The organism is Yokenella regensburgei (genome assembly GCF_051486985.1).
Classification (GTDB): domain Bacteria; phylum Pseudomonadota; class Gammaproteobacteria; order Enterobacterales; family Enterobacteriaceae; genus CBFFRJ01.
The window spans coordinates 16,535-30,988 of sequence record NZ_JAHVDV010000033.1 but is presented as its reverse complement, the minus strand read 5'-3'; the positions used below and the strand labels follow the sequence as shown (position 1 = coordinate 30,988).

The following is a 14,454-nucleotide window of genomic DNA, read 5'->3' as shown; positions in this document are numbered from 1 at the left end:
CACCGGTGACAGGTCCGCGTAGCGGTGGTTTAAGCAGCAAAATGCGTGCTTTAACTAAAATGCACGGCATTTTCTGGCTTTTCCCGACCTTTTACATTTAATTTGCAAATTTTTTGCATCATTAACAGTTTCATTTCGTCAGCCTGTTAAGGTAACTTGTATCACGTGGAGTTATGAGTTCGAGCGGAATGATGAGGTAGCGAATGTATGCTTTTGTAGCCAGACAGGCTATTTTCGATAGTCAAATGAACACCGTCGGCTATGAACTGCTTTTCAGGGATAGCATGACTAACCGTTTCCCGGATGTGTCTTCTGAACAAGCCACTACCCAGCTTATCGAAGAGCAGTTTTTTGGTGCCCCGGTAGGACGTAAAAACGAAACCAATTCGGTTTACGTTAACTTCCCGCATCAGTTAATACTGGACGGGCTGGCAGAAACACTGCCAAAAAACCGTGTTGTTATCGAGATTCTGGAAACCGCCTCCCCCGATCAGCAGCTCCTCAGTGCTGTAAAAAGGCTGCATAGCCTGGGGTTTCGCCTGGCACTTGACGATTTCACGATGAGTCCGGAATGGGATATTTTCATTCCTTACGTCAATGTCATTAAATTTGATGTACAAAAAAATACGCAGCAGGAGATTGGAAGTTATCTTCAACACCATCGCCAGCTAATACGCAACGTTGTGTTGTTAGCAGAAAAAGTTGAAACTAACGAAGAGTACGACGCCTATAAAAAAATGGGCTTCAAACTCTTTCAGGGTTACTTTTTCAGCAAACCGGTTGTCTATAAAAGAAACAAGTTGATGCATAATCGCGCATTTGCGCTAAAGCTTATGCAGGAAGTGAACGTTGAATATCCGAGCCTGAACAGGATTGAGGATCTGCTTAAACGCGACGTTTCGTTATCCTTTAAAATTATGCGTTATGCGCAAAATATCCTCTATAACACCCGGGGGATAACAGGACTTCGCAATCAGTCTTTGAAAGATATTGTGCTCTATTTAGGCATTAATGAGCTGCGCCGTTTTGTGCTGGTGGCATGTTTAACCTCATTTGAGACCGTCAGAACCGCAGAGATTTATTATATGAGCCTGATCCGTGCCAAGTTTTGTGAGCTTTTGGCCGGACGCAGTTCGTCACATGCCTTGTCCAATGAAGCATTCATGGTTGGTCTGTTCTCCCTGCTGGATGTGATCCTTGAAACGCCCCTCGACGAGTTAATGGGCCAAATCGCTGTGTCGCCAGAGGTCATGGAAGCGCTTAAAGATCAGGAAGGTATACTCTATCGCTATGTGACTCTTGCGCAACTCTATGAGAAACGTTTGTGGACGGAAGCCAGTGACATGGCGGGAGAACTGGGTATCTCTGAACATACTGTTATGGAAATGATGAACAGGGCCACGAAATGGGCCGATGAGATCCCTGTCGGGTTCGGTAAATAATCCGAACTCGTCACGTTTGGTATTTTACCAGCAGGTGACTGTTTCTTTTGAAACATTATTTCATCTTGATAATGATTATTTTATTTTCATTTTATTTACATTATTAACAATTATCTTAACCCTTAAGGTAAACTTGCTTTTTGGGCATTACCACAATCTTATGACGATAAAATTGTGTGATTAAGATCAATTAAATAAAATCAACATTCTCGCCTGCGTGCCGTTATTACTATTACCATTCATAACAAAAATGACGACCATGAAAAAATTGTCCCAGACATCTGTATTAACAAAATTACTAACCGGTTTTTCTATCTTAATAGCAATGATGCTCATTCTGGGCGCTGTTGCCATTTATCAGCTCAACGCGACCAATCATCATATCGACAAATTTCGCGAAAATCGTATGCCGGGCATTCGCTATACGCTCGAGATGCGTGGCGTATTATCGGAAATGCGGCTTCAACAAACCCAGTATATTGCCTCAGTTACCCCTGAAGAACGTGAAAAGCATCGCGTGGAACTGCTGCAAAATCAGGCAATCTTCCTCAATGCACAGCAGCATTATGAAAAACTCAGTAAGGACGCACCTGAGGAGATGCGCGCCCTGTTTACAACGGTCGCTGATAACTTTCGCAACTTTGTCGACGTTAACGGCAAAGTAATCGAAGCGGTTAGCGCAGGCAGGCTGGAGGAAGCGTCAAAAATTAGCGGTGCGGTCTCCTCTAAATACCGCACTTCATTGATGGCAGATCTCGCGAAACTGGTTGATCAGGAAGTTGCTATGGGCGATTCGGCCGGACGCGCTTCTCAGGCCGGTTATACCAGCGCGCTTTATACTTTCTCTGCTTTGCTGCTGCTTGCGCTGATTGCCACCGGGTTCATCGCCCTCTTTATCTCGCGCAGCCTCTCCCGCCAGTTAGGTGGCGAGCCCGCCTATGCGGTATCAATTATGCATGAAATTGCGTCGGGCAATCTGAAAGCCGACGTGCAATTACGCGACAACGACAATAACAGCCTGTTAGCAACCATTAAGCTGATGAACAGTAAGCTGGCTGAAATTATTGATGGCATCATTAATGGCAGCGAATCCATATCGCTTGCCGCTAATGAAATTGCGCAAGGTAACAGCGATCTTTCTCAGCGCACTGAGGAACAGGCTGCCTCTCTGGTTCAGACCTCTTCCAACATGCAGCAGATCACTGAGAACGTGAAAAGTAATGCTGATAACGCCAGAAAGGCGAGTGAACTGGCGCGTGAAACCTCGCAGACGGCGGTAAAAGGCGGCAAAGAGGTCGATGATATGCTCAAGCGTATGCATGAAATCGCCCATAGCTCGCAGAAAATTGTCGATATTATCTCTGTAATCGAAGGCATTGCTTTCCAGACCAACATCCTCGCGCTGAATGCCGCCGTCGAAGCAGCCCGTGCGGGAGAGCAAGGTAAAGGTTTTGCCGTGGTCGCCGGGGAAGTGCGTAACCTGGCGCAAAAAAGTTCTTCGGCGGCCAAAGAGATCAAGCTTTTGATTGAAGGCACCGTCGACAAAATTACTGATGGATCGCGTTATGCCGACACGGCCAGCCGTGCAATGGAGCAGATAGTGACTTCCGTGAATAAAGTCACCGACATCGTAGCGGAAATTTCTGCGGCATCCACTGAACAGCATCAGGGCATCAAAGAGATAAGCCTGGCGATAGACCAGATGGATACCGTGACGCAACAGAACGCTTCGTTGGTAGAACAGGCAGCGGTCGCCGCCCAGTCAATGACGGAGCAGAGTGAAATGCTGCGCGATTCGGTGCGTTTCTTCCAGCTGCGTATGCAGAACGCCTAATAACTGGGTCATTGTAGATCAGGACGCAGAATTATCGGCGTCCTGTTACCTGGTTTTTTCTCCATATCCATATCCTAATTTAGCACTTCTCCTTACTAAATCCCCCTCCCTCAGCTTCCTCAACAGCCACTTTCAATTACTCTGCTTGCTTATCGTCTGACACGGCATTGAAGTTTGCAGTATCAGACGAATTGCTACTCTAAAAGGTAGTGACGATAAGTTTACGGAACAAGGAAGGACGGTTATGACAAAAGGACACTTTTTAGTTATCGGGGACCGGACAACCTGCGGCGGAATCATTATTGATGGCGCTGAGGATTACGTTATTGAGGGAGAGCCGCAAGCAAGAGAGTTCGATCGGGTAACGTGTGGCAAACATACCGGCATTTACATTATTGTCGGAGGCGTACCTGAAATATACCGTGGAGGCAGGCGGATGGCAGGCTCGCAGCACAGTAGAAGCAGTTGCCCCTGTCATGCCAAACTGATCGCATCGAAGCTGAACGTTGAGTACGGAGTTTATGAACAGTATGAACCTGAACAACGGGCGCAGTCTGGCCGGAAATCATTGGTCGGGAAGATACAATCAGCCTCAGAAGATTGCCAGCAATGCGAAACGGAAGAAAAGTTGCGTGAAATTACCCTTACGCTGGGTTTGTTCTTTGATGGCACCGGTAATAACGCGTTTAATATCAGCAACATGATGCAAGGCTGCACCGCTGACCTTCATGGTTTTTCTGACCCTGCTGTAGAAGACTTATTGCGTCAATGTGCAGATGCATCATTTGATGTAAAAGGTATTGGTGCGACAAGCTATTTAGGCTATTACACCAATGTGCACTGGTTGGCGACGTTATATAGAAAAAAGTTTAATAAGCATGAAACACACATGCAGCAAGCGATATATATTGATGGCATAGGCACAGAGTCCGGTAAACCAGATAGCGTCATCGGGCAGGGGCTTGGAATATCTGATACTGGAGTGTTGGCCAAAACGGACAAAGCCATATCGCTTCTATCATCAACAATTTCGAGAAGCATACAACAGCTCTCATCAACACTACCTGCCGATAATGAGCTTATCCTTTCTAACCTCCAGTTTGACATTTTTGGTTTCAGCCGTGGTGCGGCCGCCGCCCGACATTTTGCTAATCGTATTCATGCTGAAGAATCTATTATCGTCGAAGCCATACGTAAAGGTACAGGTGAGATACCTTACAAGGGAGCACCCGCAGGCAAAGTTCGTTTTATAGGTATTATGGACACGGTGGCTGCGATCGGTACGCCTGTCAATGGTTTAAATCCGCATACAGCAGATACCGGAGAAGTGAATATTGTCTTGCGGCCAGGCGTGGCTGAGAAAGTTTTTCATATTACCGCAGAAAATGAGTGTCGCTTTAATTTTGCTTTAAATAGTGTGCAACCTGCATGGCCCGAACTAAGCCTGCCGGGTGTACATTCCGATATTGGCGGAGGCTACCTCCCAATCGTTTTCGAAAATTTATTTCTAACCCGCCCGGAAACGGATACTGTTCCTGCCAATTTGCCTGGTGAGCAAACCCGTGGCTACCGTCAGACATTGAAAAAGAAGGCTGGGCTTAAGCTTGCATCTGCAATGGCACCAATAGTGCATACTACCCCAACAAACGCTGAAACATGGTGTGATGACCGATTACCACCGGATCGTTATGGTGTTGCTCAGAAAAGAAATTATGCGGCATTAACGGTGCGTAACAGGAAAGTAAAACATGATTGGTCAAAAGTTGTGTTGCGGGTCATGCTTGATGCAGCGCAAGATGCTGGCGTTTTGTTTGATAATGTTGAAACAAATGATGAATTTACTCTTCCAGATGAACTCATCCCGCTGCGCGAAAAAGCCATCAGAATGGGAAAAGCAGTGCGCTCTGGTAAGATACCTCCACCCTTTACTCTAGATGAGCTGGATATCATCGGCGATGAGTATATTCATTGTTCTGCCCACTGGAATCCGATTAAGACTGATAAGACAGGAATGATCCAGGGAGGTGCTCACCCCTCAGTTCTTATTGGGTTTGTTAATCGGCCAGACGATAACTGGCAGCGAACTATTTATGACATGGACGGACATAAAATATGAGGGCCTTAATCATTGCTTCTGTCATCTTTATAAGCTTGTTAGCAGCCTGTACGTCACGAGTTCCGCACACTTTATTAGAAGCGGATGAGATGCCTTATGGCAAATGGAGTTTTGTCTTTTTTACTCCCTACGCACTTAGTGCCTCAGTTAACCGGGTAATGATTATTGATTCAAACAATATCGTTTCCTCATATCTCACCCTGGATTACACGCCTGATGATGAAGATACATTTTCAACATGGCATAACAGGGTTTATATGCAGGTATTGTTTAATAAAGCCCCACGGCCGCCCGCTGAGATGCTGTTTTGCTGGGACTCCATTATCGACAAAAGGACCTACGAAACTCGCATTATCTTTGACCCTGCATTGCGGGATATTATGCTGACGCCAACGGGTAAGGATCTAATGGGCGAAACAGCATGGTATGACACCCTGCTGTTTGGGCTGGCACCAGAAGGCAAGGTCCGTATCTGGCTACAGAACAGCGCCGGAGGCGAAAATGTGCCGCTGATCCCCCGTGCCATTACCACCCTGTCCGGCGACAAGCTGAAAGTATGCAAAGGAATAACCAACCATACCAGGGGATACCGTTATACCCAGACCACGCAATCTTTTATTAAAGACAAAACTTACCCTTACGGAAGCTGGTAAAAAAGAGCGGGATAATCATGCATCTACTACTGGTTGCCAGATATCCCTTCTCAGTAAGTGCGAATCATCAATACTTTATATTCTGACTTCGCGCTCTTCCGTTGTTTCTACGTGTAAATTTTATTCATAGGTCAGTTTTCTTATTGAAGCCCTGCACGATCAAGTCCGTAAGCGGCATCCTGCGAGCCGGGTTGCATGCGGGAGAGGAGCTGCAGTCGGTTCCAGGCATTTATCAGAGCAATAGCAAACGTCAGCTCCGAGATCTCTTCATCAGTGAAATAGTCACGTGTTGCAAGGTAAAGCGCATCGGATATCCCTTCTGCGTCCGGGCGCGTGACCGATTCAGTCAGGGCCAGCGCCGCTTTTTCTTTCTCACTGAACAGGGGCGACTCACGCCAGATAGCAATATGGTAGAGGCGTAATTCACGCTCACCGCGTAACTTAGCCTGCTTAACGTGCATATCCAGACAAAATGCGCAGCCATTCAGTTGCGATGCCCTGATATCCACCAGATTTTTAATGCCACCATCCAGGCTGCTTTTATGCGACGCCATACTGGCATCGCCAAGGGTTTTGATCAGTGTTGGTATTGTCTGGAAGTGGTTCACGCGTGCGCTCATTTCATTTTCCTCATTTATTAATTCAACCGAACCAATAATAGGGATTTATGGCATAGTAAAAAGAGGCAAAAAACCACTTTCGAGGTAGGACATGAAGACAGGATATCGTGAAATTTATGCACGATTCAGAGAAGATATCCTTCAAGGCTTACGTAAACCCGGCGATAAAGTCCCTTCGGTGCGATTGCTGGCCACTGAACTGAAGGTCGCACGTAAAACCGTCGAGACAGCCTACGCCATTCTGGCTGGAGAGGGTTATCTGGTGACTCAGGGTGCCCGGGGTACCCGAATCAATCCTGAACTAAAACTCCCTGCCGTTAAGAAAATCGCGCCCCAGCCGCCATTGCAGGACACCCCGCTCGCCTCTGTCGTCAATCTTCGAGACCAGCAAGGCTTTATGCGGCTGGGAATACCCGCGCTGGATGCGTTCCCGACAAAAAAATGGCTCTTACTGTCCGCAAAAACGCTGCGCGCTCTGCCTGCTACCGAGATGGTCAATCCACCACTGATGGGTTATCCGCCTCTGCGGGAAGCCATCGCCCGATATCTCAATATTTCTCGCGGACTGAACTGTTCTGCCAATCAGATATTCATCACGAGTGGATATCGTAATAATCTCTCCCTGATCCTCACAACGCTCGCCGAAGAGCAGGATAAAGTCGTACTGGAGGATCCAGGTTACTTCTTTGGCCAGCAGTTGCTTAAAAGAACGGTCAAAAATCTGCATACGGTACCGGTCGATGCCCAGGGTCTTGATGTTAATTATCTCCTTGCACACCATCCGGACACGCGGTTTGTTTTCACCACCCCCTCCCACCATAGTCCTCTTGCGGTTACGCTTTCTCTGCCCCGTAAACATCAACTTCTGGAATGGGCCAGGGCAAACAATGCATGGATTATCGAAGATGATTACGATGGAGAGTTTCATTACACACGTAAAGTGTTACCTGCCCTGAAAAGCCTGGATACGCATGACCGGGTTATCTACATGGGGACCTTCAGCAAAACTATCCTGCCCTCGCTGCGCATCAGCTACCTGGTAATGCCCCGTTCGACAATCAATGCCTTTCATGAAACAGGCGAGATCACTGAAAACGGCCAGCCGATATTGACGCAAAAAATTGTCGCCAGCTTTCTTTCCGAGGGTCACTTCTTCCGGCATCTCAAAAAAATGCGCGCGCTCTATCAGCAGCGGCGGGAAATGATGATTGCTGCGCTCCGCCACGTCTTCTCCGACTGTCTGGAAGTGGAAAATCGTGATGGCGGGATGCATATCGTGGCATACCTTAAACAGCCTATCAGTGATGTCGGGCTGGCAAAGATCTGGCATCAACATCAGCTCAGAGTGAGTCCACTGTCCGAGTGGTACAGCGATGTGACTGAACGATATGGACTGATTATGGGATATACAAACCTGGTATCAGAGGGAGAGGCCATTGCTCTGTTTAAACGGGTCGAGCCGGAAACGCGGGCGTATCTGGGGATCTGAAAGGGGGATACCCCCTTTCAGACACTACTCAGGGCAAAGCACTGACGAATGAGATATCCCATGCCGTGGCAAGAAGCGAGATACCGAATACCAGACCCATGACGAGCGGTAATGTCTTTTCAAGCTTTTCCATTGCTTGTCCCCCTCTTCGTTCGTGTTGAACCTGTTAAGGCACAACGGTTTTCCCCGGTCGACGGCGTCGACGCGTGTGTGGCTGTTAAAAGTATAGAAAGAAACAGCCGCACTGATGAGCTATTTGTGGTTTTTGCGCCGATGTTAATGTCGGGAATAGTAGATTGATAAATAGTATGTTGTAACTAATAGCAGAGTAAAAATAAAGGCGCTCCCGGCCAAAGACTGAGAGCGCCCCTTTTTAGTGGGCGACGAGAATTAGCAGAGCGGTTTTACCGCGTCACGCATACCGCGCAGCAGAATAGCATCAAGATCCAGAGAAACCTGTTCTACCAATCCTGATACCTGGCTTAAATCCTGTTCCCAGTGTTCGCTCACGGACAGAACATTTCGTACCAGTTCCGTGGTGCTAATCTGACGGTCGCGGTGCTGCGTCCACAACTGCTGATAACGCTCGAGCCAGTGTGCATCATCCTGGACCGGATAGGCTTCGCCATTACGCTCGGCACGGTAGAAAGCAATAAGCGCGGCAAGGGCGAACGTCAGACGAGCAGGCAGTTTGCCCTGTGTCTCCTGCCCTTTCAGCAGCTGCGGCAGTATACGGGTGCGGAACTTGGTCATGCCGTTTAACGCAATGGAGAGCAACTGATGTTTGATGTAGGGGTTACGGAAACGCCCGGTTACGGCGCTCGCGAACGAGGCCAGTTCATTACGCGGCAGATCGAGCACCGGAATGATCTCTTCGTAAATAGCTTTTTCGACGAACGCGCAAATTTCTGCGTCGTTCATTGCTTCCCCTACGGTGTCCAGACCGGCCTGGTAAGCCACCGGCACCAGCGCAGTGTGCGCACCATTGAGAATCGCGACTTTACGTTCTTTGTACGGCTTGATGTCATCGACAATCAGCACATTGAGCGGGAACTGATCCAGACGTAACTCCTGCGCCAGTGATTCCGGCCCCTGAATAACAAACAGATAGAAGTGTTCGGCAGTATCCAGGAAGTTGTCGTGATAGCCCAGTTCCGCTTCAATTTTAGCCACTTCATCACGCGGGTAACCCGTCACAATACGGTCAACCAGCGTTGAGCAGAAGGTATTGGCCTCATTGAGCCATTGCGTAAACGCCGCCGGCAACGCCCAGTCCTGCGCATAACGGACAACCAGCTCATGCAGTGCCTCACCGTTGTAATCAATCAGCTCACACGGAATGATTACCCAGCCTTTATCCGCTGCGCCGGCGAAGTGGGTAAAGCGTTCGAACAACAAACGGGTCAGTTTAGCGGGGTAGCTGACCGCAGGGGCATCCTCAAATTTGTCACCGGCATGGTAGCTGATACCCGCCTCGGTGGTATTTGAGAAGACAAAACGCATGTCCGGATTGTGGGCCAGTTTCAGGAACTCTTCGTACTGACTGTAAACGCTGATTTCGCGGTTAACGGAGCGAATCAACCGGGAGTCACTGACTGCCTCCCCCTGTTCGTTCAACCCACGGATAATAGTGGTGTACAAACCGTCCTGAGTGCTGAGTGACGGTGGGAAGGTACTGTCAATAGGACGCACCACCACAATCCCCGCATTCAAATCGGTGTGTTCATTCAACAGGTCAATCTGCCAGTCAACGAAAGCACGTAAGAAGTTGCCTTCACCGAACTGAATCACGCGTTCAGGGTAAGAAGCACCGGGAAAATCGCGACGGTTTACAGTGTTCACAATGGGTTCCTTTTTTGATTAGTCATACAACCTGGGAGGATTGGTGTAATAACTTATCAGACTTTTAAACCACTAACCCCTGTTTTGATCAAAGTGAGCAGACAAATTTAACGGCTATCACAAAAACTTATAAAAAATGCTGGTACTTGCCATTTCCCCATCCGGCATCAATGCATAACGCGGAATTTCTCCCACCTTTTGCCAGCCCGCCCGGCTGTAAAAGATTTCGGCCCCGCTGCCGGTCGTGGTGTCCAGAACCAGTACGGTTTTACCCTCGTCCCGTGCAGCGGTTTCCAGCGCGGCCATTAAGCGGCCCGCGATACCCTGACGCCGGGCCCTTTCGTGCACCAGTAACTTCGCAACGTCTGCGCGATGGGGTTGGTTTTCGGGTTGATCGAGGATGAGCTGGACCGTACCAACAATACCCTGCCCGTCCCGTTCGACCAGCACCACTCGCTCCCCTCGCGAAACGCTCAGGGCGACGTTTTGCCAGAAAGCGATGGAGGTAGCGCGATCAAAGGGCAACATGAAACTGACAGAGGCACCGCCCTGTACACAGTTTTCCAGTACGAGACTAAGTTCATTAATACAGGAGGTGATTTCGTCCGCGGTAAGGGACTGGAGAGAAGCAGGCGTGGTCATTTTTATTCCTTAAAAACAACCACTATGCATTGACCCTGGCTACTGCACAATCCGCAGCGTCAGAGTTTTTTGTTATGCCCCGCGGGCCTGATGGTTTTTGGATTTCATGGCATACATCTTTTCGTCTGCATCCCTGAGCCACTGCTTCACGTCTCCCTCGCTGTTATGGTCAAACTCACTGACGCCCCAGGAAAAAGCCAGCTGCCAGGGTTTACCGGAGGATGCGTTCCAGGCCTTCGTCTGCTCCGCAAGGTGTTCGACGGCTATCCATGCGCCATTCTCATGGGTGTCCGAGAAGAGCACCGCAAATTCATCACCGCCATAACGCACCAGCAGATCGGCCTCTCTGAAGCTGGCGCGCATCACCCCCGCCATCGCTTTCAGGGCTTCATCACCTTCGCTATGCCCCCAGGTGTCATTGATTTGTTTAAACCCATCCAGATCGAGCCACGCCAGTGCCAGCGGCTCAGCACGGCGACGGGCGCTGGAGATAGCGAACCTGACCAGGCTGTCAAAAGCCCGGCGGTTAAAGAGTCCGGTCAGCTCATCGGTGGTGGCCGCACTCATTACCGCGAACTCATTTTCCACAATGAGCGCAAAATCTTTCAGGATCTCGAGTTCGGCGGGGGTGAAATCACGTGGGCTGCGATCGATTAAACAAAATGATCCCACGGAGGCCCCATCGGGAAGATGAAGGGGGTAGCCCGCGTAAAAGCGCAGACCCTCTTCGCCATGAACCAACGGATTGCCATTAAATCGCTCATCCTGTTGGGTGTCATTTATGACCAGTGGCGACGCACTGAGAATGGTATGACCGCAAAAAGAGAGGCTTCGGGGCAGGTTTTCATAGGCCATGCCATCACTGGTCTTGAAATGGAGCGTTTGTTCCCCTACCAGCGTAACCAGGGCAACCGGGACATTGAACAACCGCTTTGCGAGCCGGGTCAGACGGTCAAAACGCTCGTTAGTACCGGTGTCGAGAAGGCCTGAGTCGCGAAGTGACGCCAGGCGTTGTTCCTCATTGGCAGGAGTTGCAGGTGCTTTCATAGGGTGCTTTCTCGCTATTCATTACCTGATCTATTCCGCGATGATAAAAACAGGCAGCGTCAACGTCGCGGTGCATAGGATAAAGCGTAGCGTATTCAGCAGGTTTAGTGGGCGTAGATCTGGTTTTTTCCCTGTCGCTTAGCACGGTAGAGCGCGTCATCCGCCGCTTTCAGCCAGTGGGGAACGCTGTACATTCCCGGCGTCAGAACAGCGATGCCGATACTGAGGGTACAGCGGAAGCTGTGCTCGGCTTTTACGGTGATGTGTGCCGTGGCTTCAAGGATGCGTGTCGCCACCACCATCGCCTCATCCCGGGTGGTATTGGGCATCAGAATAACAAACTCATCCCCGCCCAGTCGCGCGGGGGTATCCGTTTTGCGCGTGGCGGCGTGAAGCACATGTGAGACGGAGACTAAAAGCGCATCGCCGGCTTCATGACCAAAGCGATCGTTAACCTCTTTGAAGTTATCAATATCGATTGAGATAAGCGCGGCGTGCAGCGGCGCCTGGTTGAACTGATCCAGTTCGAACTGGATACGCTGTTCAAGCAGCCGTCGGTTAGCGATATCCAGCAGAGGATCCATCATCGCAATACGTTCCAGCTCGCGACTTTTGAAGCGCAGTTTTACGGCAATGGTGTCCGTTAAGACACTCAGCGCCACCATATAAACCGCGATTAAGGGGAGCGTGGCAAACATGGTGCGCTGCGTAACCACCGGAGCAATCTCCATCCCCTGCGCTATCCATCCAGCGCAGAACGCGGCCACCATTGTCAGTGCGGCTTTACGCATCAGCTCACTGCCGCCAGCGGAGAGTCTGTCTGATATAAGAATGGTGGCAATCACAACGGAAGGAAGGGGATTTGCCGCCATCATCGCAATCCAGAATCCACCAGCCGCCGCATCCATAACGAGATTGTCGTGTTCCGCACGTAACGGCGTTGCGGCCTGGCGGGCGCGCGCAAAGGCAACCGTAGGCCAGATGAAGGCGTTTAGGCCTAACAACACCAACAACCAAAGTGGCCTGTTGAGTTCAATAAGAACGGAGAGAATGGGGAAGAAACATAAAAACGTTCCCAGGATACGCATCAGGTACATTCTTCTGACAAAGGCGCTGCCAGTCACCCGCGAACTTTTGTGCAAATTATCAGGTACGTTCATGACGTATGGGAATTCCGAAGCGTATAACGATTAATAATATTGACGAAGAAAATGTGTAGCAAGCAATTTAATAACCTGCTACCAGGGTTTCGCGATAATGTTGCATAGCAGACTGGCGTTTAACAGAGCGCTTCTGGCTCTGTCACCTGGGGGTTACGTATTGTCGGTGCCATCTCCTGCATACTGGTGCAGTTGCGCCCCGCTTTTTTTGACAGATAAAGATATTCGTCAGCCTGTGCGAGTAGCTTATTAAAAACGTCGGTGAGCCGTTTTGTCCGGACCTGCCCGTTACTGACGCCAATGCTGACCGTCAGACGTAAACTGTTCTGCCGCCACATAAAGTGCTGGGCTTCAATGGCCCGACGAACCTGTTCGCCCAGTTGGTATCCCTGAGTGGGATCCGTGGTTATGGCGACCACCGCGAACTCTTCTCCGCCCATGCGGGCGACGATACCCCGATCACCGATTTCCTGCCTGACCTGCTGGGCAAAGGATTTCAGCACCTTGTCGCCGCATTCATGGCCATAATTGTCATTAACGCTTTTAAAATAATCGACATCCAACAGCATGACGGTAAGGTGCTTATTTATAAAAATCGAGCTGTCATTATTCAGGGCTTCGTAGAGTCCGGAGCGTGAATAAACCTGGGTAAGGAAATCGAAATCCGCCCGCAATGAAACCTGACGAATTAAACGATTGATGGTGGCGACGCTAACCGAAACGATAACCGGGCAAATCGCCATCGTGGCAATACCCAGACGAGCGGAAAACATCCGCGGCATCTCCAGCGGCGAGGCCACGAAAATATTAATAATGCCATTAGCCATCAGGATAATTTCCACCCCACCCGTGATAAGGGTCATCAGACAGGTCACCGGAAGCGGGTATTTTACCGCGCACCAGATTAACGCAGGCAGAGGAAACGCGAGGCTGCCTGCGCCGCCGATGCAGACAGAGACCGCAACCGACGCCACCAGCGCCAGTACGGGCAACAGGTTTTTACTTCTGAACACGGGCGCCCGTTGTGGCCAACTGAACGTCAGCATACAGGGCAGAATTAACACGCCGGTCGAAAACTGCTCGCTAAACCAGTCGCAATAGAGGCTGAAGAAGCCCAGTCCGCCAATACCCACGGACGCCACCGCCCCGAACAGGGCGCAGAGCATGGCAGAGACCAGGCAGTAGCTGAAAAGATTAAGGGCATTGACAGGTTGCGGCGTCCGGGGCATCAGCCGTTTTTCTCTCAGCACCAGCGTGGCCATGGTCAGGATAAAGACCATATTGGAGAGATTAATAAGAAGTGACGCGCCCCCCCATGTGGTGGTCACGCCGTCATAAAGCAGCATAGCGGTGAAAGAAAGCAGATATAAATACCAGCGGTTCAGAAAGGCGTAGCGGGCGAAAATACCAGCCATCACCGCATTTAATGGCCAGAACAGCGACAGTTCATCTACCAGGCGCAGCATAGCGCCAACGCAATAAAGCAGCGTGGTTACTGTAAAAATAAGCACCGCGTTGATAAGCGGTCTGTCCTGCCGGAAAGGTCGGAAGGGGCCAGCAAAAAAAACACGCATCAAAGAGTAATCCAGGTCATTGGCAGAACGAATCA

Annotated in this window: 11 protein-coding genes; 5 read left to right on the top strand and 6 right to left on the bottom strand. The window is 49.8% G+C overall.

Annotated features, from left to right (window positions below; all coding sequences use genetic code 11):
- Positions 1-203 precede the first annotated feature (203 nt).
- The 4 genes from KXR87_RS19445 (at position 204) to KXR87_RS19430 (ending at position 6,045) form a co-directional block, all read left to right on the top strand.
- Entirely contained in the window at positions 204-1,442 is a 1,239-nt protein-coding gene (locus tag KXR87_RS19445) for an EAL and HDOD domain-containing protein (protein ID WP_437433857.1), read from the top strand.
- A gap of 259 nt (positions 1,443-1,701) precedes the next feature.
- A complete protein-coding gene (locus KXR87_RS19440) occupies positions 1,702-3,276 on the top strand; it encodes a methyl-accepting chemotaxis protein (protein WP_437433856.1) in 1,575 nt (524 codons plus the stop codon).
- 244 nt (positions 3,277-3,520) lie between these two features.
- Positions 3,521-5,392: a PAAR domain-containing protein gene (locus tag KXR87_RS19435; RefSeq protein WP_437433855.1), complete on the top strand. Its 1,872-nt coding sequence runs from the start codon at positions 3,521-3,523 to the stop codon at positions 5,390-5,392.
- Complete coding sequence (locus tag KXR87_RS19430) at positions 5,389-6,045, top strand: DUF2931 family protein (RefSeq protein WP_437433854.1); 657 nt, start codon at positions 5,389-5,391, stop codon at positions 6,043-6,045. The genes KXR87_RS19435 and KXR87_RS19430 overlap by 4 nt, the downstream gene beginning before the upstream one ends.
- Positions 6,046-6,185: 140 nt before the next feature.
- On the opposite strand, the gene KXR87_RS19425 is transcribed toward KXR87_RS19430, so the two are convergent.
- On the bottom strand, positions 6,186-6,665 hold the full coding sequence (locus KXR87_RS19425; RefSeq protein ID WP_437433853.1) for a carboxymuconolactone decarboxylase family protein: 480 nt from the start codon (positions 6,663-6,665) through the stop codon (positions 6,186-6,188).
- 91 nt (positions 6,666-6,756) lie between these two features.
- Between KXR87_RS19425 and KXR87_RS19420 the strand changes: the two genes are divergently transcribed.
- Positions 6,757-8,154 (top strand): PLP-dependent aminotransferase family protein, encoded by a 1,398-nt coding sequence (locus KXR87_RS19420; protein ID WP_437433852.1) that lies wholly within the window; start codon positions 6,757-6,759, stop codon positions 8,152-8,154.
- Positions 8,155-8,544: 390 nt separating this feature from the next.
- On the opposite strand, the gene KXR87_RS19415 is transcribed toward KXR87_RS19420, so the two are convergent.
- From KXR87_RS19415 to KXR87_RS19395, 5 genes are all read right to left on the bottom strand, one after another.
- A complete protein-coding gene (locus tag KXR87_RS19415; RefSeq protein WP_437433851.1) occupies positions 8,545-9,996 on the bottom strand; it encodes a tagaturonate reductase in 1,452 nt (483 codons plus the stop codon).
- Positions 9,997-10,113: 117 nt separating this feature from the next.
- Positions 10,114-10,638: a GNAT family N-acetyltransferase gene (locus KXR87_RS19410; protein ID WP_437433850.1), complete on the bottom strand. Its 525-nt coding sequence runs from the start codon at positions 10,636-10,638 to the stop codon at positions 10,114-10,116.
- A gap of 72 nt (positions 10,639-10,710) precedes the next feature.
- Positions 10,711-11,685, bottom strand: a complete 975-nt coding sequence (locus KXR87_RS19405) for a sensor domain-containing diguanylate cyclase (RefSeq protein ID WP_437433849.1) — start codon at positions 11,683-11,685, stop codon at positions 10,711-10,713.
- Positions 11,686-11,789: 104 nt separating this feature from the next.
- Complete coding sequence (locus KXR87_RS19400; protein WP_437433882.1) at positions 11,790-12,782, bottom strand: diguanylate cyclase; 993 nt, start codon at positions 12,780-12,782, stop codon at positions 11,790-11,792.
- Positions 12,783-12,964: 182 nt separating this feature from the next.
- Positions 12,965-14,419: a diguanylate cyclase gene (locus tag KXR87_RS19395; RefSeq protein WP_437433881.1), complete on the bottom strand. Its 1,455-nt coding sequence runs from the start codon at positions 14,417-14,419 to the stop codon at positions 12,965-12,967.
- Positions 14,420-14,454: the final 35 nt, after the last annotated feature.

Coding starts and splice junctions, on each gene's coding strand:
- KXR87_RS19435 (WP_437433855.1), top strand. CDS start 3,521: ATGACAAAAGGACACTTTTTAGTTATCGGGGACCGGACAACCTGCGGC.
- KXR87_RS19445 (WP_437433857.1), top strand. CDS start 204: ATGTATGCTTTTGTAGCCAGACAGGCTATTTTCGATAGTCAAATGAAC.
- KXR87_RS19405 (WP_437433849.1), bottom strand. CDS start 11,685: ATGAAAGCACCTGCAACTCCTGCCAATGAGGAACAACGCCTGGCGTCA.
- KXR87_RS19430 (WP_437433854.1), top strand. CDS start 5,389: ATGAGGGCCTTAATCATTGCTTCTGTCATCTTTATAAGCTTGTTAGCA.
- KXR87_RS19440 (WP_437433856.1), top strand. CDS start 1,702: ATGAAAAAATTGTCCCAGACATCTGTATTAACAAAATTACTAACCGGT.
- KXR87_RS19395 (WP_437433881.1), bottom strand. CDS start 14,419: ATGCGTGTTTTTTTTGCTGGCCCCTTCCGACCTTTCCGGCAGGACAGA.
- KXR87_RS19420 (WP_437433852.1), top strand. CDS start 6,757: ATGAAGACAGGATATCGTGAAATTTATGCACGATTCAGAGAAGATATC.
- KXR87_RS19425 (WP_437433853.1), bottom strand. CDS start 6,665: ATGAGCGCACGCGTGAACCACTTCCAGACAATACCAACACTGATCAAA.
- KXR87_RS19400 (WP_437433882.1), bottom strand. CDS start 12,782: ATGTACCTGATGCGTATCCTGGGAACGTTTTTATGTTTCTTCCCCATT.
- KXR87_RS19410 (WP_437433850.1), bottom strand. CDS start 10,638: ATGACCACGCCTGCTTCTCTCCAGTCCCTTACCGCGGACGAAATCACC.